This window comes from Mesorhizobium sp. P2_E7 (assembly GCF_056403855.1).
The window spans coordinates 2674658-2698090 of sequence record NZ_JBFUER010000001.1 but is presented as its reverse complement, the minus strand read 5'-3'; the positions used below and the strand labels follow the sequence as shown (position 1 = coordinate 2698090).

General features: G+C 64.9%; 23 protein-coding genes. 12 read left to right on the top strand and 11 right to left on the bottom strand.

Annotation, left to right across the window (positions count from 1 at the left end):
* The first annotated feature begins 18 nt into the window (after positions 1-18).
* Both choW and choV read left to right on the top strand, forming a co-directional pair.
* Positions 19-873, top strand: a complete 855-nt coding sequence (gene choW, locus AC1DYC_RS13335; protein ID WP_477406919.1) for a choline ABC transporter permease subunit — start codon at positions 19-21, stop codon at positions 871-873.
* On the top strand, positions 870-2051 hold the full coding sequence (choV, locus tag AC1DYC_RS13330; RefSeq protein WP_477303215.1) for a choline ABC transporter ATP-binding protein: 1182 nt from the start codon (positions 870-872) through the stop codon (positions 2049-2051). The genes choW and choV overlap by 4 nt, the downstream gene beginning before the upstream one ends.
* A 4-nt stretch (positions 2052-2055) precedes the next feature.
* On the opposite strand, the gene AC1DYC_RS13325 is transcribed toward choV, so the two are convergent.
* Positions 2056-4032, bottom strand: a complete 1977-nt coding sequence (locus AC1DYC_RS13325; RefSeq protein ID WP_477406917.1) for a transcriptional regulator — start codon at positions 4030-4032, stop codon at positions 2056-2058.
* A 253-nt stretch (positions 4033-4285) separates the two neighbouring features.
* Here AC1DYC_RS13325 and AC1DYC_RS13320 point away from each other — a divergent pair, with 253 nt between their 5' ends.
* Together AC1DYC_RS13320 and AC1DYC_RS13315 are read left to right on the top strand one after the other, a co-directional pair.
* Positions 4286-5371 carry a PLP-dependent cysteine synthase family protein gene (locus AC1DYC_RS13320; RefSeq protein ID WP_477406915.1) on the top strand — a complete coding sequence of 362 codons (1086 nt, stop codon included), beginning with the start codon at positions 4286-4288 and terminating at the stop codon, positions 5369-5371.
* Positions 5372-5390: 19 nt separating this feature from the next.
* Positions 5391-6866 (top strand): pyridoxal phosphate-dependent decarboxylase family protein, encoded by a 1476-nt coding sequence (locus tag AC1DYC_RS13315; protein WP_477406913.1) that lies wholly within the window; start codon positions 5391-5393, stop codon positions 6864-6866.
* A 79-nt stretch (positions 6867-6945) separates the two neighbouring features.
* On the opposite strand, the gene AC1DYC_RS13310 is transcribed toward AC1DYC_RS13315, so the two are convergent.
* The 3 genes from AC1DYC_RS13310 to AC1DYC_RS13300 form a co-directional block, all read right to left on the bottom strand.
* Positions 6946-7332: a YciI family protein gene (locus AC1DYC_RS13310; RefSeq protein ID WP_477406912.1), complete on the bottom strand. Its 387-nt coding sequence runs from the start codon at positions 7330-7332 to the stop codon at positions 6946-6948.
* 92 nt (positions 7333-7424) lie between these two features.
* Positions 7425-8834 (bottom strand): ATP-binding protein, encoded by a 1410-nt coding sequence (locus AC1DYC_RS13305; protein WP_477406910.1) that lies wholly within the window; start codon positions 8832-8834, stop codon positions 7425-7427.
* Positions 8831-9547: a response regulator gene (locus AC1DYC_RS13300; protein WP_112561185.1), complete on the bottom strand. Its 717-nt coding sequence runs from the start codon at positions 9545-9547 to the stop codon at positions 8831-8833. Before AC1DYC_RS13300 ends, AC1DYC_RS13305 begins: the two co-directional genes overlap by 4 nt.
* Before the next feature lie 258 nt (positions 9548-9805).
* Between AC1DYC_RS13300 and AC1DYC_RS13295 the strand changes: the two genes are divergently transcribed.
* The 4 genes from AC1DYC_RS13295 (at position 9806) to clpS (ending at position 11318) form a co-directional block, all read left to right on the top strand.
* A complete protein-coding gene (locus AC1DYC_RS13295) occupies positions 9806-10108 on the top strand; it encodes a hypothetical protein (RefSeq protein ID WP_477406908.1) in 303 nt (100 codons plus the stop codon).
* Positions 10109-10145: 37 nt separating this feature from the next.
* Positions 10146-10373: a hypothetical protein gene (locus tag AC1DYC_RS13290; RefSeq protein WP_477406906.1), complete on the top strand. Its 228-nt coding sequence runs from the start codon at positions 10146-10148 to the stop codon at positions 10371-10373.
* Positions 10374-10532: 159 nt separating this feature from the next.
* On the top strand, positions 10533-10880 hold the full coding sequence (locus AC1DYC_RS13285) for a hypothetical protein (RefSeq protein ID WP_477406904.1): 348 nt from the start codon (positions 10533-10535) through the stop codon (positions 10878-10880).
* 132 nt (positions 10881-11012) lie between these two features.
* The gene (gene clpS, locus AC1DYC_RS13280; RefSeq protein WP_477285351.1) at positions 11013-11318 is read left to right on the top strand and encodes an ATP-dependent Clp protease adapter ClpS; all 306 of its coding nucleotides are present in this window, start codon (positions 11013-11015) and stop codon (positions 11316-11318) included.
* 254 nt (positions 11319-11572) lie between these two features.
* Here the strand turns inward: clpS and AC1DYC_RS13275 are convergent, their stop codons facing one another.
* From AC1DYC_RS13275 to AC1DYC_RS13260, 4 genes are read right to left on the bottom strand one after another with little or no spacing between them, the layout of a single operon-like run.
* On the bottom strand, positions 11573-13660 hold the full coding sequence (locus AC1DYC_RS13275) for a hypothetical protein (RefSeq protein WP_477406902.1): 2088 nt from the start codon (positions 13658-13660) through the stop codon (positions 11573-11575).
* Positions 13661-13664: 4 nt separating this feature from the next.
* Positions 13665-16490, bottom strand: coding sequence for a DUF4159 domain-containing protein (locus AC1DYC_RS13270; protein ID WP_477406900.1), 2826 nt, complete (start codon positions 16488-16490; stop codon positions 13665-13667).
* Positions 16487-17422, bottom strand: coding sequence for a DUF58 domain-containing protein (locus AC1DYC_RS13265; RefSeq protein WP_477406898.1), 936 nt, complete (start codon positions 17420-17422; stop codon positions 16487-16489). Before AC1DYC_RS13265 ends, AC1DYC_RS13270 begins: the two co-directional genes overlap by 4 nt.
* Positions 17422-18426: an AAA family ATPase gene (locus tag AC1DYC_RS13260; protein WP_477406896.1), complete on the bottom strand. Its 1005-nt coding sequence runs from the start codon at positions 18424-18426 to the stop codon at positions 17422-17424. The genes AC1DYC_RS13265 and AC1DYC_RS13260 overlap by 1 nt, the downstream gene beginning before the upstream one ends.
* Positions 18427-18573: 147 nt before the next feature.
* Here AC1DYC_RS13260 and AC1DYC_RS13255 point away from each other — a divergent pair, with 147 nt between their 5' ends.
* From AC1DYC_RS13255 to AC1DYC_RS13245, 3 genes are read left to right on the top strand one after another with little or no spacing between them, the layout of a single operon-like run.
* Complete coding sequence (locus tag AC1DYC_RS13255; protein WP_477408286.1) at positions 18574-19203, top strand: DUF1285 domain-containing protein; 630 nt, start codon at positions 18574-18576, stop codon at positions 19201-19203.
* Complete coding sequence (locus tag AC1DYC_RS13250) at positions 19203-19835, top strand: CoA pyrophosphatase (RefSeq protein ID WP_477408284.1); 633 nt, start codon at positions 19203-19205, stop codon at positions 19833-19835. Before AC1DYC_RS13255 ends, AC1DYC_RS13250 begins: the two co-directional genes overlap by 1 nt.
* The gene (locus AC1DYC_RS13245) at positions 19832-21097 is read left to right on the top strand and encodes a CCA tRNA nucleotidyltransferase (RefSeq protein ID WP_477406894.1); all 1266 of its coding nucleotides are present in this window, start codon (positions 19832-19834) and stop codon (positions 21095-21097) included. Before AC1DYC_RS13250 ends, AC1DYC_RS13245 begins: the two co-directional genes overlap by 4 nt.
* 3 nt (positions 21098-21100) lie before the next feature.
* On the opposite strand, the gene AC1DYC_RS13240 is transcribed toward AC1DYC_RS13245, so the two are convergent.
* From AC1DYC_RS13240 to hemF, 3 genes are all read right to left on the bottom strand, one after another.
* Complete coding sequence (locus tag AC1DYC_RS13240) at positions 21101-21286, bottom strand: DUF1059 domain-containing protein (RefSeq protein WP_192258835.1); 186 nt, start codon at positions 21284-21286, stop codon at positions 21101-21103.
* 334 nt (positions 21287-21620) lie between these two features.
* A complete protein-coding gene (locus AC1DYC_RS13235; protein ID WP_192258836.1) occupies positions 21621-21881 on the bottom strand; it encodes a DUF1344 domain-containing protein in 261 nt (86 codons plus the stop codon).
* A 244-nt stretch (positions 21882-22125) separates the two neighbouring features.
* On the bottom strand, positions 22126-23040 hold the full coding sequence (gene hemF / locus AC1DYC_RS13230) for an oxygen-dependent coproporphyrinogen oxidase (RefSeq protein WP_477406892.1): 915 nt from the start codon (positions 23038-23040) through the stop codon (positions 22126-22128).
* 111 nt (positions 23041-23151) lie between these two features.
* On the opposite strand from hemF, the gene AC1DYC_RS13225 reads away from it, so the two are divergent.
* Positions 23152-23409 (top strand): hypothetical protein, encoded by a 258-nt coding sequence (locus AC1DYC_RS13225; protein ID WP_477285335.1) that lies wholly within the window; start codon positions 23152-23154, stop codon positions 23407-23409.
* Positions 23410-23433: the final 24 nt, after the last annotated feature.

Here is a 23433-nt window from a genome sequence, read left to right as displayed (position 1 = left end):
GCGCATGAGAGGGGCAATATGGATCCGATTTCGAAATTCATGGTCGATCACAAGATACCGATCGGCGCTTGGGGAAAGGCGTTCTTCGGGTTCCTCACCGACAATTTCGACACTGTGTTCAGGGCTTTTTCGAACGGCCTCAATTTCCTGCTCGACGGGCTGGTCGACATCCTGCTGTTGGTGCCGCCGGTGCTCTTGGCGCTGATCGTCGCCATCATCGCCTGGCTGCTGCAGCGCTCGCGGCCGCTGGCCATCGGCGTCTTTCTCGGCCTGATCTTCATCATCAATCAGAACCTCTGGAAGCAGACGGTGCAGACGCTGGTGCTGGTCGTGGCGGCGGCTACCATGGCGATGGCGATCGGCGTGCCGCTCGGCATCTGGGCCGCGCACAAGCCGAAGGTCTACCGCATCATGCTGCCGGTGCTCGACCTGATGCAGACGCTGCCGACCTTCGTCTACCTGATCCCGGTGTTGACGCTGTTCGGCCTCGGCAATGCGCCCGGCCTCATCGTCACCATCATCTTCGTCATCCCGACCGCGGTGCGGCTCACCCATCTCGGCGTCGTCTCGGTGCCGAAGTCGATCATCGAAGCCGGCGAGGCGTTCGGCGCCACCAAACAGCAGCTGCTGTGGAAGGTCGAGCTGCCCTCGGCGCTGCCGACCATCATGGCCGGCCTGACGCAGTCGATTATGCTGTCGCTGTCGATGGTGGTGTTCGCCGCGCTGATCGGCGCCGGCGGGCTCGGTACTGAAATCAACCGCGCGCTCGGCTCGCGCCGCATCGACCTCGGCCTCGAGGCCGGCCTGGCGATTGTCGTGCTCGCCATCGTGCTCGACCGGATGACGCGTATCGGCGTTGGAGGCAAGAAATGACCGTCGCCGTTGACTTCAAGAATGTCGATATCGTCTTCGGGTCCGACCAGGCCGGTTCGCTGGCACTGATCGACGGCGGCGCCACGCGCGCCGAAATTCTCGAAAAGACCGGCAATGTGCTGGGCTGTGCGGGCGCCAGCCTGACCGTGCATGAGGGCGAGATTTCGGTGCTGATGGGCCTGTCCGGCTCAGGCAAGTCGACGCTGCTCAGGGCCGTCAACCGGCTCAACGTGGTGTCGCGCGGCCAGGTGCTGGTCAAGGACGGGGACAACATCGTCGATGTCGTGACCTGCGACCAGGCCACTTTGCGGCGGCTGCGCCAGAAGCAGGTGGCGATGGTGTTCCAGCAGTTCGGCCTACTGCCATGGCGCACCGTGGAGGAAAATGTCGGCCTCGGCCTCGAGCTTGCCGGCGTGCCGGAGCAGGAGCGCAAGGAGCGCGTGAAAAAGCAGCTCGAACTGGTCCACCTCGACCAGTGGTCGAAGAAATACGCGCATGAACTGTCCGGCGGCATGCAGCAGCGTGTCGGCCTGGCCCGCGCCTTCGCCACCGAGGCGCCGATCCTGCTGATGGACGAGCCGTTCTCGGCGCTCGATCCGCTGATCCGCACCAAGCTGCAGGACGAGTTGCTTCAGCTGCAGGCGGAGCTGAAGAAGACCATCATCTTCGTCAGCCACGATCTGGAAGAGGCGCTGAAGATCGGCAGCCACATCACCATCATGGAAGGCGGCCGCATCGTGCAGACCGGCGCGCCGGAAGACATCGTGCTGCGGCCCGCCAACGACTATGTCCGCGACTTCATCGCCAATGTGAACCCGCTCTCGGTGCTGACCGCCTGGAACGTCATGCGCGACAGCCGCGACCTCGAGCACGGCGATAACGGTTGGGTGTGGCTCGACCGGCGCAGGACGACGCGCTTCAAGATCGATGAGCACGGGCTGGTGGCGGCGGCCGAGCGCGACGGCAAACCGGCAGTATGGGTGTCATGCGCCGATGTCGAGGCCCAGAAGGAAGAGACGGCCCAGGTGTTCTGGGCCAATCCCGGGACGTCGCTGAAGACGGTGATGCTGGCCATGCACCGCTCGCAGACGGCACCGGTGGCGCTGTTCGATGACCAATCGCGCTTTGTCGGCGCCATCGGCATACGCGATGTGCTGAGCGCGGTGTTGCGGCGGTAGGACTTCAGTTCAGTCCGATGCGCGTGGCGCCGAGCTTGAACAGGGCTGTGGCGTCCGGGTCGAAGCGGAAGGTGTCGATGAAGTCGGCGGCGCGGTAGCCCGGAAGCGTCTTGCGGATGGCGGCGGCGAAGGTTTTCGCCTCGTCGAGCCGCCCGGCCAGCGCCAGGCAGTGGGCGGCGATCGACAGGATGATAATGTGGGCGTTGGGGCGAGCGGCTGCCTTCAGCGCCCATTCGGCTGCCTCGTCGAACTGGCCGAGGCGGACATGGGCCATGGCGCGCGCGCCCAGCATGCCGAACAGCATCGGGTCGAACGGCGACAGATGGCGCGAATGATCCGACGACCCGATTGCGGCTTGCGGGTCGCCCGACTGCGATTGCACGAAAGACAGCGCATAGTGGCCGAGCGCGAAATTGGGGCTGAGGTCGACGGCCTGCTCCAGCTCGAGCAGGGACGCGTTGGCTTCGCCGCGCAGCCACAGCGCCCGCCCCATCGCCCAGTGCGCGGCCGGATTGTGATCGTCGATCAGCAGGCTCTGGCCGGCCGCCTCAAAGGCGAGCGCGGTGTCATGGTCGCGGTCGCCCCAGCGCTGGAAGGCGCTCTGCCAATGGGTAAAGGACAGGCCGGCATAGGCGCGGGTGAAGGTGGGGTCTTGGCTCAGGGCGATGCCGAAGAAATGCCTGGCCTGATCGTTTTCGCTGCGGGTGAAGCGATACATGTGCCAGAGGCCGCGATGGTAGGCCTCCCAGGCATTGAGCGAATTGGGCGCCTTCAGCATGGCGCGGTTGCGCTCGACCGTCTCGATCTCGGATGAGATCGAGGCCACGATGCTGTTGCCGATATCGTCGAGCACGGAGAAGATATCCTCGGGCTTGCGCTCGAAGGTCTCGGCCCAGACGATCCTGGCGGTGCGCACTTCGACCAGTTCGACCGTGACGATGACGCGGCCTGTTAGGCTACGCACGGTGCCGGTGGCGACATAGTCGACATTCAGCCTGCGGCCGGCATCCTCCGGCGCGATGTTCTTTTCAGCCAGCGCGAAGACCGAGCCACGGGCAATGACGAAGAAATCCCGGAGCTTGGCGAGGCGGGTGATGATGTCGTGGGTCAAGCCGTCGGCCAGCCCACCACGAACGCCGCCGGCGTCTTCGGCGAACGGCATCACGGCAAGCGAAGCCTTGTGCGGCGTTGCCGCTTCGGAGCCGGCAAGCATGATCGGGCTCTGGTTCGGCGTGGGTGGGGCCGCCGGCCGTGCCGGCGCAGTTGCGCCGGGACGTTCCGCGCGAATGGCCAGCCACGCCTGGCGCACAGGACCGAAATCCAGCTCTTCCGATTGGAAGAGCGTTGCTGCGGCGGCAAGATGGTCCTCGCAGGCGCCGAACTGGCCGCGCCGCGCCAGCCTTGCCAGAAGCGCGATGTGGGCGCAGCTGTCGAACGGGGTCAGCTCCAGCCATTTTTCGAGATGGGCGGAGACGTCTTCGGACTCGGCCGGGAGCGTCTTGACCAGGTGCTCCAGTATGGCCGCGTGGCAGGAGCCGAAACGGCGGCGCTGCGCGGTTAGCCAGCTGTTGAAGAGCGGGCTGCGGTCGATCTCCAGCCCCTCCAGAAAATCACCGGCGAAGAGCTTTGACAGCGCCTGCAGTCGCTCGGGGTCGAGCGTTTCGATGCCCGCGGCAGCCGCCGACGCGACATCCAGCACGTCGACAGAGATGCCGTCGAGATCAAGCGCGATCGTATCATCAGCGGTTTGGATCCTGCGGCGGCCCGGTTCGTCGAGAGCGGCCCGCAATTTGCTCAGACACCAGCGAAGCTCGCCCCGTGGGTCATTTGGGACATCCCACAGCAATTCGCACAGCTTGCCACGTCCTACCGGGTGAGGCGCCAAGGCCAGATAGGCCAGCAGCGCGCGCAGCTTGCGCGAGGCAGGCAAAGCCACCGGGACGCCGTCGCGCACAATCGCCGGCGACCCAAACAGGCGCATGCTAAGACCTTTATGGCTTTTCGCCTGGCTCGATTCCACGCCAGTTTCCACGCCTGCTCCCACGCTGGGCCTCCAGCCCTTGCTTTATCACCGAACACGACAAAGTGCACCCGGCTCGCAAAATGTGCGCGCCGAATGTGGGATTTACCACATTGCGACACGTCAAGCACCTGTAGTGCGGCAAGGTGTCGAAACCTCGTCGCCCAAACCGCCGGTGTGTAACCGGCCCGTGAGCAAAACCAGGAGTTCATCCATGTTGCATAAGCAGAAAATCAGAACCACGGCCGGCCGCGGCCGCCTGTTCGACAGCATTCTCGACACGGTCGGCGACACGCCGGTCATCCGCGTCAACAATCTCGGCCCGGCGCACGCCACCATCTACGTCAAGGCCGAGTTCTTCAATCCGGCGGCGTCGGTGAAGGACCGGCTGGCGCTCAACATCATCGAGGAAGGCGAGCGCACCGGCGCGCTCAAGCCGGGACAGACCGTCATCGAGGCGACCAGCGGCAACACCGGCATCGGCCTTGCCATGGTGTGCGCGCAGAAGGGCTATCCGCTGGTGGTGACGATGGCCGACAGCTTTTCGGTCGAGCGCCGCAAGCTGATGCGCATGCTGGGCGCCAAGGTGGTGCTGACGCCGCGCGCCGAAAAAGGCTTCGGCATGTACAAGAAGGCGGTCGAACTGGCCGAAGCCAATGGCTGGTTCCTGGCCCGCCAGTTCGAGACCAAGGCCAACGCCGACATTCATGAAGCGACCACGGGACGCGAGATCATCAACGATTTCGCCGGTTCGCGGCTCGACTATTTCGTCACCGGCTACGGCACCGGCGGCACTGTCGCTGGCGTGGCGCGTGTGCTGCGCCGCGAGCGGCCGGAGACCAGGATCGTGCTGACCGAGCCAGCCAACGCACAGCTTGTGGGCAGCGGCAAGCCGCAGGAGCGCGGCGCCGGTGGCGCGCCGGCCGCCAGCCATCCGGCCTTCGAGCCGCACCCGATCCAAGGCTGGACGCCGGACTTCATCCCGAACGTCCTGCAGAAAGCGATCGATGGCAACTTCTATGACGAGGTGATGCCGATCGCCGGGCCGGAGGGCATGAAATGGGCCAAGGCGCTGGCGCAGCAGGAAGGCATCTTCACCGGTATTTCCGGCGGTTCGGCTTTTGCCGTTGCACGCCAGATCGCCGGCACGGCGCCGGCCGGATCGGTGATCCTGTGCATGCTTCCCGATACCGGCGAACGCTATATTTCGACGCCGCTGTTCGATGGCATCGAGGCCGAGATGAATGCGGAAGAGCTTGCTCTCTCGCGCTCGACGCCCGGCTGCCAGTTCCCGGCATGATGGCGCGGGAGCAATCTGCATGGACGCGATGTCTGGACACTCGGCTACCAGTACCGAGGAAACGCTTGACCCCTCGGACTGGGCCGATGTGCAGGTCCTGTCGCATCGGATCGTTGACGATGCCGTTGCCTATTTGCGCGACGTCAGGCAACGGCCCGTGTGGCAGGAGATGCCTGGAGATGTGAGGGATTTCTTCACTGCGGCCCTGCCGCAATCGCCGACGCCGCTTGCCCAAATCTATGGCGATGTCGTCGACAAGGTGATGCCCTATCCGATGGGCAACATCCATCCGCGCTTCTGGTCCTGGTATATGGGGTCGAGCAATTTTACCGGTGCGCTCGGCGATTTCCTGGCGGCCATCCAGGGCTCCAATCTCGGCGGCGGCAACCATGCCGCCGCCCTGATGGACGGCCAGGTCGTCGACTGGTGCAAGCAGATGATGGGCATGCCGGCTTCGGCCAGCGGCACGCTGGTCAGCGGCGGCTCGATGGCCAACATCATCGGGCTGACCGTGGCGCGCAACACCAAGGCCGGCATCGACGTGCGCGAGCATGGCGTTGCCGCCATCGAGAAGCCGTTGCGTTTCTATGGTTCGGACCAGATCCATTCCTGTCATCGCAAGGGAATGGAAGCACTCGGCCTCGGCAACAGGGCGCTGCGCCGCATTACCAGCGACGCCAGCCTGCGCGTTGACATCGCGGCCTTGCGGGCGGCGATTGCTGAGGATCGCGCGGCCGGGTTCAAGCCGGCCTGCATCATCGGCAATGCCGGCACCGTCAACACCGGCGCCATCGACGATCTGCAGGCGCTGGCCAAGCTGGCGCATGAGGAAGACATGTGGTTCCATGTCGACGGCTGCATCGGCGCGTTGATTGCGATCGCGCCTGAGAATGCGCATCGCGTCGCCGGCATCGAATGGGCCGATTCCATCGCGCTCGATCCGCACAAATGGCTGCATGCGCCGTTCGAGGCGGGCTGCGCTCTGGTCAGGGATGCCTCGGCGCATCGCAAGACCTTCGCGGTGACGCCGGAATATCTCGAATCGACGCCGCGGGGTCTCGCCTCCGGGCAATGGCTGCACGATTACGGCCTGCAGACGACACGCGGCTTTCGCGCGCTCAAAGTGTGGATGGCGCTGCGGGAACATGGCGTCGAGAAGTTCGGCCTCCTGATCGACCAGAACATCGCGCAAGGGCACTATCTCGCGGGCTTGATCGAGGCCGAACCGGCGCTCGAACTGACGGCGCCGACCAGCATCAACATCGTCTGCTTCCGCTATCGCGCGGGAGGGCTGGATGGTGAGCGCTCGAAGGCGCTCAACACCGAGATCATGCTGCGGTTGCAAGAAGAGGGCATCGCCGCCATTTCCGACACGACGGTGCAAGGCCGGCATTGCCTGCGGGTAGCAATCAACAACCACCGGACCCGGCGCGAAGACCTCGACCTTCTGGTCGCCGAAACGGTTCGCTTGGGCAACGAGATCGCGGCTGCCTGATCTTGCCGCGGTCGGGGCCGTTGCTGGATGTCCTCAGTTGCTCGCTACCGCTGCCTTGCCGGAGGCGGCTTTGCCGCCCTCACTCGGCCCCTTCCGTGACGGGGAACGTCAGGCCGGGCAGGTAGAATGTGATCGGTCGGATCTCGTAGACGGCCGAGGGGTTCACGCGGCGCAAGTCGCGCGCGGCCGCGATGGCCTCCTCCTGGGTCGCGCAGTCGAGGACATACAAACCCAGCAATTGTTCCTTGGTCTCGGCAAACGGCCCGTCGATGACGATGCCGTCTCCCGGGCCGCGCAGCGTGACGGCGTCGGCGGTCGCGCCCAGCCTTGCCGCCGGCCCAAGCTTGCCCTCACGGGTCAGCCTGGCATTGACCTCGAGCAGGTCGTGCATCAGCGCCGCATCCTGCTGCGGCGTCAGGGCCTGGATGGTCTGTTCGACGTGATAGGCCAGGATGGCGTAGAACATGCGGCGATCTCCTCGCGTTCGAGCGGCCGCACTATTGCAAGGTAGGGCGGCCCGATCCAGCCCGGCGCTCATCGAGACGGTAGCCTGCTGCCTTATACTGCCAGTGGCAGGCGCAGTTCCGTTTGCAGGCCGCCGCCGGGATGGTTGGACAGGTGGACCTCGCCGCCGGCGGCACGCGCGATGTTGCGGGCAATGGTCAGGCCGAGGCCGAGACCGCCGGTCTGGCGGTTGCGCGACTGTTCCAGCCGCACGAAGGAACCGAACACCTGGTCGAGCTGCGCCTGCGGAATGCCCGGTCCTTCGTCGCGGATGACCAGCGTGATGGTGCCGTCGGACTGGCGCAGGCTCAGATGCGCCTTCTTGCCGTAGGTCACCGCATTCTGAACCAGATTGTTGACGCAGCGCTTCAGCGCCACCGGCCGCGCCATGCAGATCATGCCGCGCGGCCTTGCGCCGTCATGGTCGAACGTGACCTCTTCGAAACCGTCGGCGATCGATTCCGCCAGCGACCAGAAATCGATCCGCTCGCTCTTTTCCTCGGTGACTTCGAAGGTGGCGAAGTCGATGACGGAACTGGCGATGCTCTCGATGTCGGCGAGGTCGTGCGCCAGCGCCTCGCGCGCCGTCGATTTGCGCAACAGTTCGAGGCGCAGCCGCATACGGGTCAGCGGCGTGCGCAGATCGTGGGCGAGCGCGGCGGCCAAATGTTCGCGATCTTCGACATAGTCGCGCAACCGGACCTGCATGGCGTTGACGGCTTTCGCCGCGGCGCGGATCTCGCGGCTGCCTGTCTCGGCGATCGGCGGGCTCTTCAGATCCGTGCCGATCCGGTTCACCGCCGTTTCCATCATCCGGTAGGGCGCCGTCAGCCGGCGGAGCGACCAGATCGACATGATCACAACCAGGGCCGCGATCAGCGAATAGAGCGGCAGGCTGTCGAAGCTGAGGATCGGCCCAACCGGCGTGTTGGGCTCGGTGAAATTCAGCCACTGGCCGTCGGCGAAGCGGACGGATGCCGTCAGCTTGTCGCTCTGGGCGAAGCTCGCCGCCAATCCCAGCAAGTCGCGCTCCACGGCGCCGACATCCTTGGTGAGCACCACGCCGCCAGGCGCGTTGGTTGCCTGCGATGCCGGATCGCGCCGGACGCGTGCGTCGGTGATGCCGAATTTCGATAGCCGCCCGACCAGAATGTCCTCGAGTTCGGCCAGTTCGTCGTCGCCGGCGATCGACGAGGTGACGGCGGGCGTGTCCGAAACGGTGAGCGCATAGGTGGCGTTGAACAGGCCGGACGCCGTCAGCTTGCGCTGTTCGGGCGTATCGTCATGCATCAGCTGCACCAGCGAATAGGCGCGGTCGTTGAGCCGGTAGAGATCGACCTCGTCATTGGCGACGGCGCGGTCGCGTGAGACGATGTAGAGGGTGGCGACCTGGCTGATCAGCAGGCCGGCAATGACGATGAGCAAAACCCAGACCGGCAGGGTTTGCGGCAGGAAGCGTCTCATTCGGAGGTGGTCTCGGGCAGAAACTGGTAGCCGCCGCTGCGCACGGTCAGGATCAGTTTCGGCGTTTTCGGATCGTCTTCCATCTTGCGCCTGAGACGGCTGACCAGGATGTCGATGCTGCGGTCGAAGGAATAGTCGCTGTCGCCGCCGGAAAGCTCGATGAGCTGGTCACGGGTGAGCACGCGCTGCGCGCTCTTGACGAAGGTCTGCAACAGGTTGAACTCCGCCATGGTCAGCTCGACCCTGACGTCGCCGGGCGCCATCAGCCGGCGGCGCGAACAGTCCATCGTCCAGCCAGCGAAGTGATAGATCTGCTTGGTGCTGGCGCGCTTCGGCTCGGCAGCACCATTGCGCCTCAGCACCGCACGAATGCGGGCCAGCAGTTCGCGCGGATCGAAAGGCTTCGGCACATAGTCGTCGGCGCCCATTTCGAGGCCGACGACGCGGTCGGTGGTTTCGGTGACCGCCGTCAGCATGATGATTGGCGTCGAGTAGCTGGCGCGCAGGTCGCGGCAGAGCTCCAGCCCGCTCTTTCCCGGCAGCATCACATCGAGAACGATCAGGTCGACCTGCGTGCGGCGCAAGATGTCCTCCATCTCGATGCCGTCGGCCGCAACAGTCGTGCGCAAGCCACGCTTCTGGAAGAACTCCTGAAGCAGGTCGCGAATGCCCTTGTCGTCATCGACGATCAGTATGTGCGCATCGGATTTCACGGCGATCCTGTCTTTGTTGGCGGCCGGTCTGTGGCTGCCTTCTTGAGTCTGCTTCTGTGGCGTCACCCACACGATAGAATTCTGGCCAGATGTTGGCCAGCGGCGATGATCGCCCGGCAGCGGCTTTTGCCAGAAACAATCCAGAAACAAAATTCTATAGTTCGGAAAAACTCACGAAAAAAATCAAAGGCATAAAGGGTGCCGTGGCGGTCAGGACATCGGCTGCGACGCTAGTCTCCGGAGTAACGGACATTACCGATGCACAGGTTCACGATCAGCTTGATGAGTGCGCTGTTCAGCATTTCGCTCGTCACGGCCGCGGTCGCAGCCTCCAGCGCAAAGGTGACGCCGATCACAAGGAGCGAGCGCTGCATCGATCTCAATCGCCAGGTAGACGAAGCCCTCGAAACCCATGCCGCGGCAACGCAGGTCACCGCGGCGAAAGCACTGCAAAGAAAGGGAAACCGGTTCTGCGCCAACAAGAAACAGGCACAGGGTATCCGGATGCTCGCGAACGCTTTGAAGCTGCTTGGAGTGACACCGATCGACCCGGTTCAGTGACACTCAAACCGACCCGCACCAAAAAGGAAATGAAGCCATGAAAAAGTCCATCCTCTCCGCCACCGGTCTCGCCGTCGCTCTCGCTTTCGCGATGCCGGCTCTGGGCAACGCTGCTGCCACCACGACCGCTGCTCCGGCTGCCACGACGACCGCTCCGGCGACCACGACCGCCAAGCCCCCGGTGAAGAAGGTCGCCGCCAAGACGCCCGTCAAGAAGCACAAGAAGCACAAGAAGGTCGTCAAGAAGGACGCGCCGAAGGCCTGATTTCAGACAAGCCAGTTGGCTTGTCTGGTACAGGGCCGCTCCAGCACCCCCCGGGCTGGAGCGGCCTTGTCGCATGAGTTGATATGATTGCCCATTGATGGGTGCCGGCCACCCAGGACTTTAACCCGTTTGCAATGCCGGTCGGATAGGACAGCCAGCATGAAGAAGCGGATTTTATCCATTCTGCGCTCGATGGCCATCGGCGGCCTTGTCGCCTCGGCTGTAGTCAGGGTGCTGATCCAGTTTACCGCCAGTCCGGTACCCGACCCGGTGAGCGGGCGCACCGAGCCGTCGCTGTTTGCGCCGGCGATATCCAGCAACTGGCAATACATCACGCCATGGCAGAGCCTGCTGCTTGCCGTGCTCACCGGCGGTGCGCTGGCCTGCTTTGTCGGCTGGCTTGCTGTCGCCTGGATGGAGCGCAGGGCGGCCGGATCGAGGCCGGATGAGGCATCTCCCACACGGCAATTCCAGGCCCGTCGCATCGCCGACCGCCAGGGCCGTTGAACCGCGGCAGACAGTTCCTAAATTTGTGAACGGCAGCACTTCCGGGAAGCCGGTTTTGCGCGCCGATCAAAATGGACGACCGCTTTCCCCCATGACAAAGTGAGAGCGACGCTGGCGCGATGACGGTTCCCCATGCCTGAGATCACCTCCAAGCCCCGCACCAAGACCAAGCCGCAGACCGAGCGGCCGAAGCTCTACAAGGTCATCCTGGTCAATGACGATTTCACGCCGCGCGAATTCGTCGTCACGGTGTTGAAGGGCGAATTCAAGCTCAGCGAAGACCAGGCGCGCCGGGTGATGATCACCGCCCACCAGCGCGGCGTCTGCGTCGTCGCCGTGTTCACGCGGGACGTCGCCGAGACCAAGGCGACGCGAGCCACAGATGCCGGCAAGGCCAAGGGCTATCCGCTGCTGTTTACGACGGAGCCGGAGGAGTGAGGAGTGGTCGCCCGTAGGGCGATCAATCGACAACGATTTGTCGATTGAAACGACGAACGCCCGGAGCCATAGCGGAGGGCAGAGGCCGTGCGCGCGTGCTTCCTTCTCCCCTTGTGGGAGAAGGTGTCGCCGAAGGCGGCGGATGAGGGGTGTTCCAGCGGAGTGAGGCGTTGGCGTTCCCTGGAACACCCCTCATCCGTCTCGGCGCTTCGCGCCGATCCACCTTCTCCCACAGGGGGAGAAGGAAGAAGCTCTCACCGTCCCTCTCTGAACCACATAGCGCCCATCGCCAGCAGCAGCAGGCCGAGGCCGAGGAAGCCGCCGAATAGCGGCACGCGCGAGACGGCTTTCAATACGCTGTCGTCGGTGGTGCGCAGGCCGATCCAGTCGGCGCCCGAGGCCGCGCCCGAGGCGCGGACAGGGACGATGGAGGGCAAGGCGACACTGCCGGTGAGCTGGCCAAAGGTCGAGGACGCTGCAAGCCGGCGCACGCTGCCGCCGGTGGCTTCCGCCGGCGCCTTCAGCCGGTTCTCAGTGGAGATGACGTCGGAGAATTCCGGCGCGTTGACCGGACCGACATGGGCAAGTGCGGTCAGGTCGCCATTGCCGATCTGGTAGAGGCCGATCTCCTTGGTCTCGACGCTGCCCAGGAAAACGCCGGGCTCGGATTTTTCCAGCTTGACGATCAGCGCCTTGCCCGACGGGGTGATGACCTGGGCCGAGCCGGGGTCGTCGCTCATCGTCTGCCGGCGGATTTCCAGCACCATGCCGCGTCCGTCGGCGGTTAGCCGCTCTTCCTCAAGCTCGGGCTCCTTCATCAGCCAGTGGGCGATGCGGCGATAGAGCTGGACATGCGGGCCGCCGCCCTCGAAGCCGCGCGCCCACAGCCAGCCCTGATCCGACAGCAGCATGCCGACGCGGCCTTCGCCCTTGTGGTCGAGCAAAAGCAGGGGACGGTTGTCTGCGCCCTTCATCACCACTTCGCCTTCGGGATTCTGCACGCCGATGGTGCGGAACCAGCGGCTCCAATGCGGCGGCTCCGTCGCTGAGCCGTCGAGCCCGCGCGTCACAGGATGGCGCTGGCCGACATCGGTGAGGCGCGGATAGAAGGCCTTGTCAATGACTTCGCCGGTCGGCATCGCCGGCAGCGACGACATCAGCGGCGTGCGGGCGATAGAGGCATCGCCGGCATATTCCGGTCCGGCCGCGATCAAAAGCGCGCCGCCCTTTTCGACATATTCGGAGATGTAGTCGTAATAGAGGATCGGCAGCACGTCGCGGTGCTGGTAGCGGTCGAAGATGATGAGGTCGAAATCCTTGATCTTCTCGACGAAGAGTTCGCGCGTCGGGAAGGCGATCAGCGACAGTTCGTTGATCGGCGTGCCGTCCTGCTTTTCCGGCGGCCGCAAAATGGTGAAATGGACGAGATCGACCGAAGCGTCTGACTTCAGCAGATTGCGCCAGGTGCGCTCGCCGGCATGCGGCTCGCCTGAGACCAGCAGCACGCGCAGGTTTTCGCGGATGCCGTCGATCAGCGCGATGGCGCGGTTGTTGGCCTCGGTCAGTTCGCCCGGTTCGCGGTCGATGGAAAGTTCGACGATGTTGCGGCCAGCGCCGGGAATGGTCACCTGCAGCGGCATCGCCTGGCCGATGGTGGCCTCTTCGACCGCGACCTGCTCGCCATTGACCGAGACGCGGACATCGACTGGGCCGGTTTCGCCGTCGGTGGCGATGACGCGGTAAGTCATGTCGAGCGGCTTGCCGACGAGGCCGAAGCGCGGCGCGTTCTCGAAACGGATGCGACGGTCCTTCTCGTGCTCATTGCCGGTGATCAGCGCATGCAGCGGGGCGTTGAAGTCGGAAGCGGCGGGTGGCGCGTCATGCACCTCGCCATCGGTGATCATGATGGCGCCGCCGATGCGCGAGGGCGGTACGTCGCGGAACGCGCCTTCGAGGGCTGCGAAAAGCTTGGTTTCGGTGCGCTCTTCGGCGGCTTCGGACTTGCCGGCCTCGACGACGCGGACGTCGAACTGCTTGAAGCGGCCAAGGCGCTGCTGAAGGCCGGCGAGCGCCTCGTCTGTCTGCTTGGTTCGGTCGCCGATGTCCTGGCTCTGGCTGCGGTCGACGATCACGGCAACGACGCTTTTCAACGCCTCACGCTCCTCGTCGAGAAACACCGGGTTGAGCAAGGCGGCGCCGAGGGCAATCAGCGCTGCAAAGCGGAAGATCGCGCCGCGCTGGCGAAACCACAGGCCGACAGCCGCCAGCATCAGCAGCGGCACCAGCACCAAAGTCAGCAAGGGCCAGGACAGCAGCGGTTCGAAGGAGATCGACCAGTTCATGATCCTACTGCCCCAACCGTTCGAGCAGGATGGGCACATGCACCTGGTCGGATTTGTAGTTGCCGGTCAGCATGTACATCATGATGTTGACGCCGGCGCGCAGCGCATAGATGCGCTGCATCGGGTCCGACGGCACGGTCGGCAGCAGCGGGTCGCCATTCTCGTCGACGGCCCAGGCGCCGGCAAAATCATTGGCGGTGATGAGGATCGGCGAGACGCCGTCGCCGACGCGCACCGGCCGGTTCTCGGCATTGCTGGCGTCGAGCGAGGCTTCCACCCAGAGCGGGCTGCCGGCGAAGCGGCCGGGAAATTCGGGCAGAATGAAGAAGGATTTGGTCAGCACATGGTCGGCAGGCACCGGCTCCAGCGGCGGCACGTTGAGATTGCCGAGGATGTCGCGCAGCCGCTCGGTCGCCGGGCTCGCCGAATCGGCGCCGATGCCGTTTGCGAACTGGTCGCGGGTGTCGAACAGCACCGTGCCGCCCTGCTGCATATAGGCGTCGATGCGGGCGATCGCGGCCTCGCTCGGCATTGGCGCGGAAGGGTCGATCGGCCAATAGATCAGCGGATAGAAGGACAGCTCGTCCTTCGAGATGTCGACGCCCGCTGGGGCGCCCGGCTCGAGCGCGGTCTTTTCGATCAGGAAGCGGGTCAGGCCTTCAAGCCCGGCGCGGCTGATCGAATCGTCACCGGGCACACCGGTCAGCACATAGGCGATGCGGGTCTTGGCAATGTCCTCGATGGCGGCGGCGTCGCCCGGTTTGGCATCGTCGGCGCGGGCGAGGTCGGCATGGCCAAACAGCATGCCGAGGCCGAGCAGCAGCGCAGCCGTCGTTGCCGCAGCCGTGCGGGCGCGGCGCGGCCGGCGCGACAACAGCCCGCCCATCCAGAACACCGCCAGCGTATCGAGCAGCATCAGCACGAGTGCTGCGGTTACCAGCGGACCCTTGAGGTCGCGCGATTCATCGAAAGCATACTGGATGTTGGTCACTGGCACGGTGAACTGCGGACGGACCAGCGGTGCGAAGGCGGTGGCCGGATCGAGCAGATTGTGGGCGAAGACACCGGTTTCGGAGCCGTAGAGGCCGGGCGGGTTCTCGAACGTCACCGGCAGCGGGCCGGCGACGGGCACCAGCGGCCGCGCATCCGGCGTCGGCGGCACCAGCGTTCCGTCGGCCGCGATCATGCGGTAGGGCGCCAGCGACGTCGCGGCGGCTTCGGCATTGGCGACCGCCGCACCCTGGTTGCGCGACAGCTGCACGATGCGTCGCAGCATCTCGACGAAGCTGCCGGAGATCGGCAGGGTCGACCATGTCGCTTCCGGCGTGACGTGGAACAGGACGAGGGTGCCCTTGCCCTTTTTCAGCCCGGTCACCAGCGGCGTGCCGTCGGCGAGCGTTGCCCAGGTGCGCTCGACGATATCGGGCGTCGGCTCGGCCAAAACTTGCCGGCTCACCGTGACTTCGGCCGGCGGCGCGAGGTCGGCAAAGGGGCCGTTCTTCGGAAATTCGGTGACCGGCTGCGGCGTCGTCCATGACAGGGAGCCGCCGAGCGAGCGTTCGCCGGTGCGCAGTCGGACCGGCAGAAGATCATCGTCATTGCCGGCGGCGGCCAGCCGCGACCCGGCGAAGCGCACCAGCGTGCCGCCATTGTCGACCCAGTCGACCAGCCGCTGACGGACCTGCGGCGGAATGGTGCCGATATCGGCCATGACGATCATCGCCGGCTTCTGGTCGAGGAGCTGCGGGATGGCGTCGGCGAGGTCGGCGCTCGACGGTTCGACCAGATCGGCGAAGGGCTGCAGCGCGCGCCTGATGTAGTAGAGCGGCGACAGGAGCGGCTGCGCCTGGTCGGCCTCGGCCTGCGACAACAGCCCGACGCGGCGGCGCTTCGAGCTTTCGTCGAGCACGCGCACCGCACCTGCCTGGCGCTCGCCATCAAGGGCGATCGAGGCGAAGTCGTTGCGCAGTTCGAACGGCACCGCCATTGTGCCGGTGGCGGTGGTCTCACCCGGTGCGAAAGTCAGCGTCGCGTCGGCGATACGCCGGCCCTTGTCATCGAAGGCGCCGGCGGTGACCTGCGCCGGTGCTGGATCGCCGGGTGCGCGAATGGCGGTCAGTGCAAAGCCGTCGACCTGGTTCTCGGCGCCGGTCAGCCCGGTCAGCGCCAACCGGTCGGCACTGGCCCAGACGACACGGGCGGCATTTTTCGACAGCAGCGTGTTGAAGGCGGCCTCGTCGCCTTTTGCGGCAAGGCCGTCGGCGAGAACCGCAACGCTGGCGCCGGGCAAGGTCTCCAGCACGCCGACAACACGGGCATAGACGGCGGGGCGGTCGGTCGGGATCGGCCGCGGTTTTGCCGCGCGCAACCGGTCGAGGGCGGCCGCGGCGTCGAAGGGGCCGATCTCGGCATTGGGCTTTTCGGCGGTGAAGGCGATGACGACCGGCACGCCGTTCGAGCCGGCATCGGCGATCAGCCGCTGGGCGGTGGCGACGCGCTTGCCCCAGTCGGCGGCACTTGCCCAGTCATTGTCGATGACCAGCGCAAGCGCAGCACCCTCGGCCGGCAGTTTTTCGCGCGGGTTGAAGACGGGTTCGGCCAAGGCGGCGACGACAAGGGCAGCCATCAGCAGCCGCAGCAGCGTCAGCCACCATGGGCTCTGCTGCGGTGTTTCCTCGCGCTTCAGCACGCGGGCGAGGATCTTCAGCGGCGGGAATACTTCGGTCTGCGGCTTGGGCGGCGTCAGCCTGAGAAGCCACCAGATCACCGGCAGCGCCAGAAGGCCCCACAACACCATGGGAGCGCCGAAGGAGAGCGGCAGCCAGCTCATGCGCCGGCCTTTCCGGCACGGCCGCTGGCGGCCGGCCCGGCAAAGCCATCGGCGGTCATCGCCATGTGGATGCGCACCAGCGCCTCGGAGGCGAGGCGATCCGTGTGGTTGACGGTGTAGCTCCAGCCGAGGCGCTTGCACCATCCGGCCAACTCCTGGCGGCGGGCGGTGTAGAGCAGGCGGTATTCGTCGCCGAGCATTTCGGCGCGGCCGGCGGTCAGCTTGTCGCCGGTCTCGGGATCGGTGAATTCGGTGCGTCCGGCGTAGGGAAAGGTTTCCTCGGCCGGATCGGCGACCTCGATCAGATGCGCACGCACGCCATGGCGGGCCAGCACGTCGAGCCAGGCCATGGTCTCCTCGACCGGATCGAGGAAATCGCTGACGATGACGATGTCGCAGAAGCGGCGGATGCTGGACAGGTCAGGCTTTGCCGGCGGATCGGCGGCGTGCATCAACTGCGCTGCGATGCGCTCGGCGCCGTTGCGGGCGGTGAACGGATCGGTCAGACCGGGCCAGGCGATGCGCTCGCCGCTGCGCGACAACAGTTCGGCCATGGCCAGCGCCAGCACCAGCGCGCGCGATTCCTTGGACACGCTGGCGCCGGTCGATTTGTAGAGCATGGAAGGCGAGGGGTCGGCCCACAGCCATACTGTATGGGCGGCCTCCCATTCGCGGTCGCGCACATAGGTGTGGTCGTCGCGAGCCGAACGGCGCCAGTCGATGCGCGAGGAATCGCCTTCGACATAGGGGCGGAACTGCCAGAAATTTTCGCCGATGCCGCGCTTGCGGCGGCCATGCCAGCCGGCAATCACCGTGTTGACGATGCGGCGCGCCTCGACCAGCAGGTCCGGCACCAGCGAAGCCCGCAACCGGCCCCTGGCGAGCGCGTCGCGCGTCGCGGCCGGTGTCTGGACTTCGCCAATACGCGCCATCAGATGCCTTTGGCCAGTTTCGCCACCACATCACGCACGGTCGTGCCCTCGGCGCGGGCGGCAAAGGTCAGCGCCATGCGATGCTGCAGGACAGGCTCGGCCAGTGCGCGGATATCGTCGACGGAAGGCGCCAGTCGTCCGTCATAAAGCGCGCGGGCGCGGGCGCAGAGCGTCAGCGCCTGGCTGGCGCGCGGGCCCGGACCCCAGGCGACGTGCTTGTCGGTGTCGGCATTGCCCTGGCCGGGACGCGCCGAGCGCACCAGCGTGAGGATCGCCTCGACGACGCTTTCGGGCACCGGCATGCGGCGGATCAGCGTCTGGATCTCCTTCAGCCGCACGGGCTGCAGGACGTTTTGCGCCTTGGCGTCCTCGATGCCGGTGGTTTCGAGCAGGATGCGGCGCTCGGCCTCGATTTCGGGATAGAGGATGTCGACCTGCATCAGGAAGCGGTCGAGCTGCGCCTCGGGCAGCGGATAGGTACCTTCCTGCTCCAGCGGGTTCTGCGTCGCCAGCACGTGGAAGGGTGCGGGCAGGTCGTGGCGGACGCCGGCGATGGTGACGTGATATTCCTGCATCGCCTGCAGCAGCGCCGACTGGGTGCGCGGCGAGGCGCGGTTGATCTCGTCGGCCATCAGCAATTGGGCGAAGATCGGGCCGGAGATGAAGCGGAAGGAGCGCTTGCCGGCTTCGTCCTGCTCCATCACCTCGGAGCCGAGAATGTCGGACGGCATCAGGTCGGGGGTGAACTGGATGCGGCGCGAATCGAGGCCGAGCACGACGCCCAGCGTTTCGACCAGCTTGGTCTTGGCAAGGCCGGGCACGCCGACCAGCAGTGCATGGCCGCCGGCAAGCAGTGCCACCAGCGTGCGTTCGACCACCGCTTCCTGGCCGAAGATGACGCGGCCGACGCCGTCGCGGACCCTCGAAATATCGGCCAGCGCCGCCTCCGCCTGGGCGATCATGTCCTTTTCGTTGATCGGGCTTTCCTTGACCATCACGCTCATGCCGCATCGATCCTTGTGCTGGAAGTACCGGCTTGCACTGTAGCAGTGCCGCAGAATGCCGCGATTCGGCCTCGCCTGGCGCCTGCATTTCAACTTAAATCACAGACTTAGGCTGACAAGCGGAACAACAGTGACTATTTCGTGACCATGACGGACCGCTCCGAACATAACGAACAAGGCCTTACCGGTGCCACAGAGGCGCGGGGCCTCGAGGCGCTGATCTCGCGCGCCACCCGTGCCGGCAAGGGTGCGGCGCCGGTGGAGCGCTGGAATCCCGACTTTTGCGGCGATCTCGACATGGAGATCAAGCAGGACGGAACCTGGTTTTATCTCGGCACGCCGATCGGTCGGATGCCGCTGGTGCAATTGTTTTCCACCGTGCTGCGCAAGGACGAGGATGGCAGGACCTATCTGGTGACGCCGGTCGAACGGGTCGGCATCCGCGTCGTCGATGCGCCGTTCGTTGCCGTCGAAATGGACGTTTCCGGCGCCGGCGCCGAGCAAATCATCACTTTCCGCACCAATGTCGGCGATGTCGTCGAGGCCGGCCCCGGTCATCCGCTGCGCTTCGTCGACGAGGACGAGACCGGCGGGCTGAAACCCTATGTGCTGGTGCGCGGACGGCTGGAAGCGCTGGTGGCGCGGCCGGTGATGTACGAACTGGTCGAGCATGGCGAGGAAATCGACATCGACGGCAAGGCGATGTTTGCCGTGCGCTCTAAGGGCGAGGTCTATCCGATCATGCCGGCGGAAAGACTGAAGCGGCTGAGCGCATGATGGACCAGGTGACGCCGCCGCCGTTTTCCACAGCTGATTTTCGCGCGCGGGTCGCAGCGCAGGCTGACGCCCATGCCGGCGACGATTATGGCGACCATCGCTTCAACCCCGGCCATCCCCGGTTGAAGCAGTTGAAAGCGCTGCGCGATGCGGCCGTGCTGATCCCTGTCGTCGATCACGGGAGCGATGCGACCGTGCTCTTGACCAAGCGGGCGGAAAAGCTGCGCAGCCATTCCGGGCAGGTGGCATTCCCCGGCGGCACCATCGATCCGGCCGATCCAACCCCGGAAGCAGCAGCGCTGCGCGAGACTTTCGAGGAAATCGGGCTTGGCCACGATCGCATCGAGATCGTCGGCCGCATGCCCGACTACGTCGCCGGCAGCGGCTATCGCATCGCCCCGGTGCTGGCGATCGTGCGACCTGGTTTTACGCTCTCGCTCAACGCCGATGAGGTCGATGCCGCCTTCGAGGTGCCGCTCTCCTTCCTGATGGATCCGGCCAATCACACCAGGGACAGCCGCATGTGGAACGAGCTCGAATGGTTCTTCTACGAGATGCCCTATGGCGGCCAGCGCATCTGGGGCGTCACCGCCGGCATCATCCGCACGCTCTATGAAAGGCTTTATGCGTGAAGGTTTCGATTGCGGGCAAAGCAGACTGGCTCGGTGAAAAACATCTGCAGCGCCTGCTCGCCGTGCTGTCGGATGGCAGCGAGGCGGCGCGTGTCGCCGGTGGTGCGGTGCGCAATACGCTGATCGGCCAGCCGGTCGCCGATATCGACATCGCCACCACTTGCTTGCCGCAGGAAACCATCCGCCGTGCCGAGGCGGCGGGCTTCAAGGCGGTACCGACCGGCATCGAACACGGCACCATCACCGTGGTCGCCGGTGGCAAACCCTATGAAATCACTACTTTGCGCGCCGATATCGAGACCGACGGGCGTCGCGCCAAGGTTTCGTTCGGCCGCGACTGGAAGGCCGACGCGGAACGGCGCGATTTCACCATCAACGCGCTCTATGCCGAAGCCGACGGCACCGTCATCGACCTGGTCGGCGGTGTCGGCGATATCGAAGCGCGCCGGCTGCGCTTCATCGGCGATGCCGAGCAGCGCATCCGCGAAGACTATTTGCGCATCCTGCGCTTCTTCCGTTTTTTCGCCTGGTATGGCGACGGCCGACCCGATGCCGAGGGATTGAAGGCCTGCGCCCGGCTCAAGGATGGCATCAGCCAGCTCTCGGCGGAGCGCATCTGGTCCGAACTGAAGAAGCTTCTCGCAGCCCCGGACCCGTCGCGTGCGCTGCTGTGGATGCGCCAGGCCGGCGTGCTGACCAGCGCCCTGCCGGAAAGCGAGAAATGGGGCATCGATGCTATTCACGGGCTGACCAAGACCGAGAAGGATCTGGGCTGGGCGCCGGATCCGCTGCTCAGGCTGGAGGCCATCGTGCCGCCCGATGCGGCGCGGATGAAGGTGTTGGCGGAGCGGCTGAAACTGTCCACCAATGAGGCGGAGCGCCTGCGACACTGGGCGCTGACGGGTACCATCGAGCCCAAGACGAGCGAAGCGGAACTGGCAAAAAAGCTTTATTCCGGCGACCGCCAGGGTTTTGTCGATCGCCTGCGGCTGTCGCTCGCGTCGGCACGGGCGCGCGCCGTCGAGGACAATGATGCAATGATCCAGGCGGGCGGCTTTTCGCGCCTGCTGGCTTTCGCCGGAAAATGGGAAAAACCGGTGTTTCCGATCAAGGGCGCCGATCTGACCGCGCTCGGCGCGTCGCCGGGGCCGAAACTCGGCGCGATCCTGAAAAACCTGGAAAAGGAATGGATCGGCTCCGGCTTTGCGCTTGATCGCGACGCGCTGCTTGAGCGCGCCGCGGAGGCGTTAAGGGCCAGTTGAGCCTTAGGCCGCGTCGCGAACCTTTTCGATGCGCGAGCGGATCGCTTCGATCATCGTCTCGCGGATGACCGTTTCGCCATGCGTCTCGCGCAGGTGGTCGACGGCACGGCGCATCACCTCGGCTTCTTCGTCAGCACGGGTGTGCCACTCACAGCCGGGAACCAGCGAGCCGCAATGGAATTCCTTCATGGTTTTTTCTCCTTTCCTCCTGGGAGCCTGTGCCTCTCACGGGCACGAAGCTCCGCCACCTTTGTTCCGCGCCCTGTCGTAGCAGTCGGTTTTGAGGGCACGTATGGGGGAACAAGCATAACACGGTTCGGCGGTTTTGGTTGCCGCTAAAGCGCGTCGCGTCGAAGCGGATTCACGCGACGCGCTTTAGGCCTTTGATTTTATGCATGTCATTTTCCCAGAACCGAGGTCGCTTTTGGCTGACACGCAGAGACGAAAAAGGCGGAGCAGCGCTGCTCCGCCTCTCTACGCTACCCCAGAGCAAGACCAGCGTGGTCTTGTCCCGACAGGGCCGTCACTTCACGATCTTGACGGACTCGGCAACTTTGTTCTTGCCGCTCATGTCCCAGGAAACGCGGACCTTTTCGCCGGCCTTCAGGCCAGGATCCTTGAAGGTCTTGGGCAGCGTAAAGGTCGATCCATCGTCCAGAACAAGGCTCATGGCCGTTCCATCATAGGTTTTGACCGTGCCGGTGGTGTGCTTGACCGCGGCAAAGGCGACCGAACCGGAAGCGAGAAGGGCAGCGGCGGCTGCCGTTACAATGAGCTTTCGCATGGTAAGTACTCCTGGAAAATGCGGGCATCCGTTTCTTGAGAATGCTCCGCCTTGTTCAGGGCCGTCCGGTAGCGTCGTGTCGCGGTTCGGGACTGAACCGCCGGCGCTTCCCGGCCCGGAAACGACAAATAGTCGTTTTATTTCAATTGCCTATTAGACGAAAAAGATAGTTTGCGCGCCACATTCCATGCCCAGATTCAGCGAATGGGACGTCAATGCGGCGCTGGTCTCGATCACCGATTTGTTACGGCCACCTGACCTCCGGCGGCAGGCTGGACAGGATCGAGGCGACATTGCCGCCGGTCTTCAGACCGAAGATGGTGCCGCGATCGTGAAGAAGGTTGAACTCGACGTAACGGCCGCGCCGGATCAGCTGTTCGTCGCGGTCGTCGTCGGTCCAGTTTTCGTTGAAATGGGCCCGAACCAAATGGCCGTAGACGACAAGAAAAGAACGCCCGACATCCTGCACGAAGTTCAAATCGGCATTCCAGCCGCCTTTGTCCTCGGCTGAATGCAGCCAGTCGAAAAAAATGCCGCCGACGCCACGCGGTTCGTTGCGGTGCGGCAGATAGAAATACTCGTCGCACCAGGCCTTGAATTTCGGGTGGTCGGCGACCGCAGCGTTCTTCTCGCAGGCGAACTGCATGGCGCGGTGGAAGGCGACCGTGTCGGGGTGATCCTCGGTGCGGTTGCGGTCGAGCACCGGGGTCAGGTCGGCGCCGCCGCCGAACCAGTGGCGCGACGTCACCACCATGCGGGTGTTCATGTGCACGGCCGGCACGTTGGGGCTCCAGGGATGCGCGATCAGCGAAATGCCTGAGGCCCAGAAGCTCGGGTCTTCCTCGGCGCCAGGCATCTGCTTCCTGAATTCGGGTGAGAATTCGCCATAGACGGTGGAGGTGTGGACGCCGACCTTTTCGAAGACGCGGCCATGCATCATTGACATGGTGCCGCCGCCGCCCTTGCCCTGGTCGCGCTCCCACGGCGTCTTTTCGAAGCGGCCGGGCGTCCAGGCGGCCATCGGCCCCTGCAATTCCTGCTCGATCTGCTCGAAGGTCGCGCAGATGCGCTCGCGCAGCGTCTCGAACCAGAGCCTGGCCTTCATCTTCTTCTGTTCGATGTCGGCCGGCAGGCCTGCCGGTATTTCTGGTCGTTCCAAAATCAGGTCTCCGGTCGCAGCCGACAAAGGACTCGTCTTTTCCGGGCGCGATCCCTAATCTCTTAGGGGCAAGGGTCAAGTGTCATCTGGTTCAGGCCCAGGAGTTCTTTCATGCGCGCCCCGGCAAGACCGCCGCTGCACGGCTTGAAGAAAAGGCTCGATCGTTCGCGCGCCGAGCGCGAGCGCATGCCGCGCGACGGTTTTTTGCGCGAGACTTTCGTCCTGCCGCGTTCGGATGCGCGGCTCAAAGCCAAGGAATGGTTCGAGCGCTTCCCCAAGCAGGCCTACTGGACCGAAATCGAAAGCTGGTTCGAACGGCCGGGGGATGTGATCGAATTCACGATCCGGCGGCTGCCGGCGGCGGATTAAGGGTAGACCCAAGACAGAGGGCAT

Bases quoted from the DNA above. Each gene is read 5' to 3' on its own strand.
- AC1DYC_RS13255 (WP_477408286.1), top strand. From the start codon at position 18,574: ATGACGGACCGCTCCGAACATAACGAACAAGGCCTTACCGGTGCCACA.
- AC1DYC_RS13290 (WP_477406906.1), top strand. From the start codon at position 10,146: ATGAAAAAGTCCATCCTCTCCGCCACCGGTCTCGCCGTCGCTCTCGCT.
- AC1DYC_RS13270 (WP_477406900.1), bottom strand. From the start codon at position 16,490: ATGAGCTGGCTGCCGCTCTCCTTCGGCGCTCCCATGGTGTTGTGGGGC.
- AC1DYC_RS13310 (WP_477406912.1), bottom strand. From the start codon at position 7,332: ATGTTCTACGCCATCCTGGCCTATCACGTCGAACAGACCATCCAGGCC.
- AC1DYC_RS13305 (WP_477406910.1), bottom strand. From the start codon at position 8,834: ATGAGACGCTTCCTGCCGCAAACCCTGCCGGTCTGGGTTTTGCTCATC.
- choW (WP_477406919.1), top strand. From the start codon at position 19: ATGGATCCGATTTCGAAATTCATGGTCGATCACAAGATACCGATCGGC.
- AC1DYC_RS13265 (WP_477406898.1), bottom strand. From the start codon at position 17,422: ATGGCGCGTATTGGCGAAGTCCAGACACCGGCCGCGACGCGCGACGCG.
- AC1DYC_RS13225 (WP_477285335.1), top strand. From the start codon at position 23,152: ATGCGCGCCCCGGCAAGACCGCCGCTGCACGGCTTGAAGAAAAGGCTC.
- AC1DYC_RS13285 (WP_477406904.1), top strand. From the start codon at position 10,533: ATGAAGAAGCGGATTTTATCCATTCTGCGCTCGATGGCCATCGGCGGC.
- AC1DYC_RS13315 (WP_477406913.1), top strand. From the start codon at position 5,391: ATGGACGCGATGTCTGGACACTCGGCTACCAGTACCGAGGAAACGCTT.
- AC1DYC_RS13295 (WP_477406908.1), top strand. From the start codon at position 9,806: ATGCACAGGTTCACGATCAGCTTGATGAGTGCGCTGTTCAGCATTTCG.
- AC1DYC_RS13250 (WP_477408284.1), top strand. From the start codon at position 19,203: ATGGACCAGGTGACGCCGCCGCCGTTTTCCACAGCTGATTTTCGCGCG.
- choV (WP_477303215.1), top strand. From the start codon at position 870: ATGACCGTCGCCGTTGACTTCAAGAATGTCGATATCGTCTTCGGGTCC.
- AC1DYC_RS13325 (WP_477406917.1), bottom strand. From the start codon at position 4,032: ATGCGCCTGTTTGGGTCGCCGGCGATTGTGCGCGACGGCGTCCCGGTG.
- clpS (WP_477285351.1), top strand. From the start codon at position 11,013: ATGCCTGAGATCACCTCCAAGCCCCGCACCAAGACCAAGCCGCAGACC.
- AC1DYC_RS13260 (WP_477406896.1), bottom strand. From the start codon at position 18,426: ATGAGCGTGATGGTCAAGGAAAGCCCGATCAACGAAAAGGACATGATC.
- AC1DYC_RS13240 (WP_192258835.1), bottom strand. From the start codon at position 21,286: ATGAAGGAATTCCATTGCGGCTCGCTGGTTCCCGGCTGTGAGTGGCAC.
- AC1DYC_RS13275 (WP_477406902.1), bottom strand. From the start codon at position 13,660: ATGAACTGGTCGATCTCCTTCGAACCGCTGCTGTCCTGGCCCTTGCTG.
- AC1DYC_RS13320 (WP_477406915.1), top strand. From the start codon at position 4,286: ATGTTGCATAAGCAGAAAATCAGAACCACGGCCGGCCGCGGCCGCCTG.
- AC1DYC_RS13235 (WP_192258836.1), bottom strand. From the start codon at position 21,881: ATGCGAAAGCTCATTGTAACGGCAGCCGCCGCTGCCCTTCTCGCTTCC.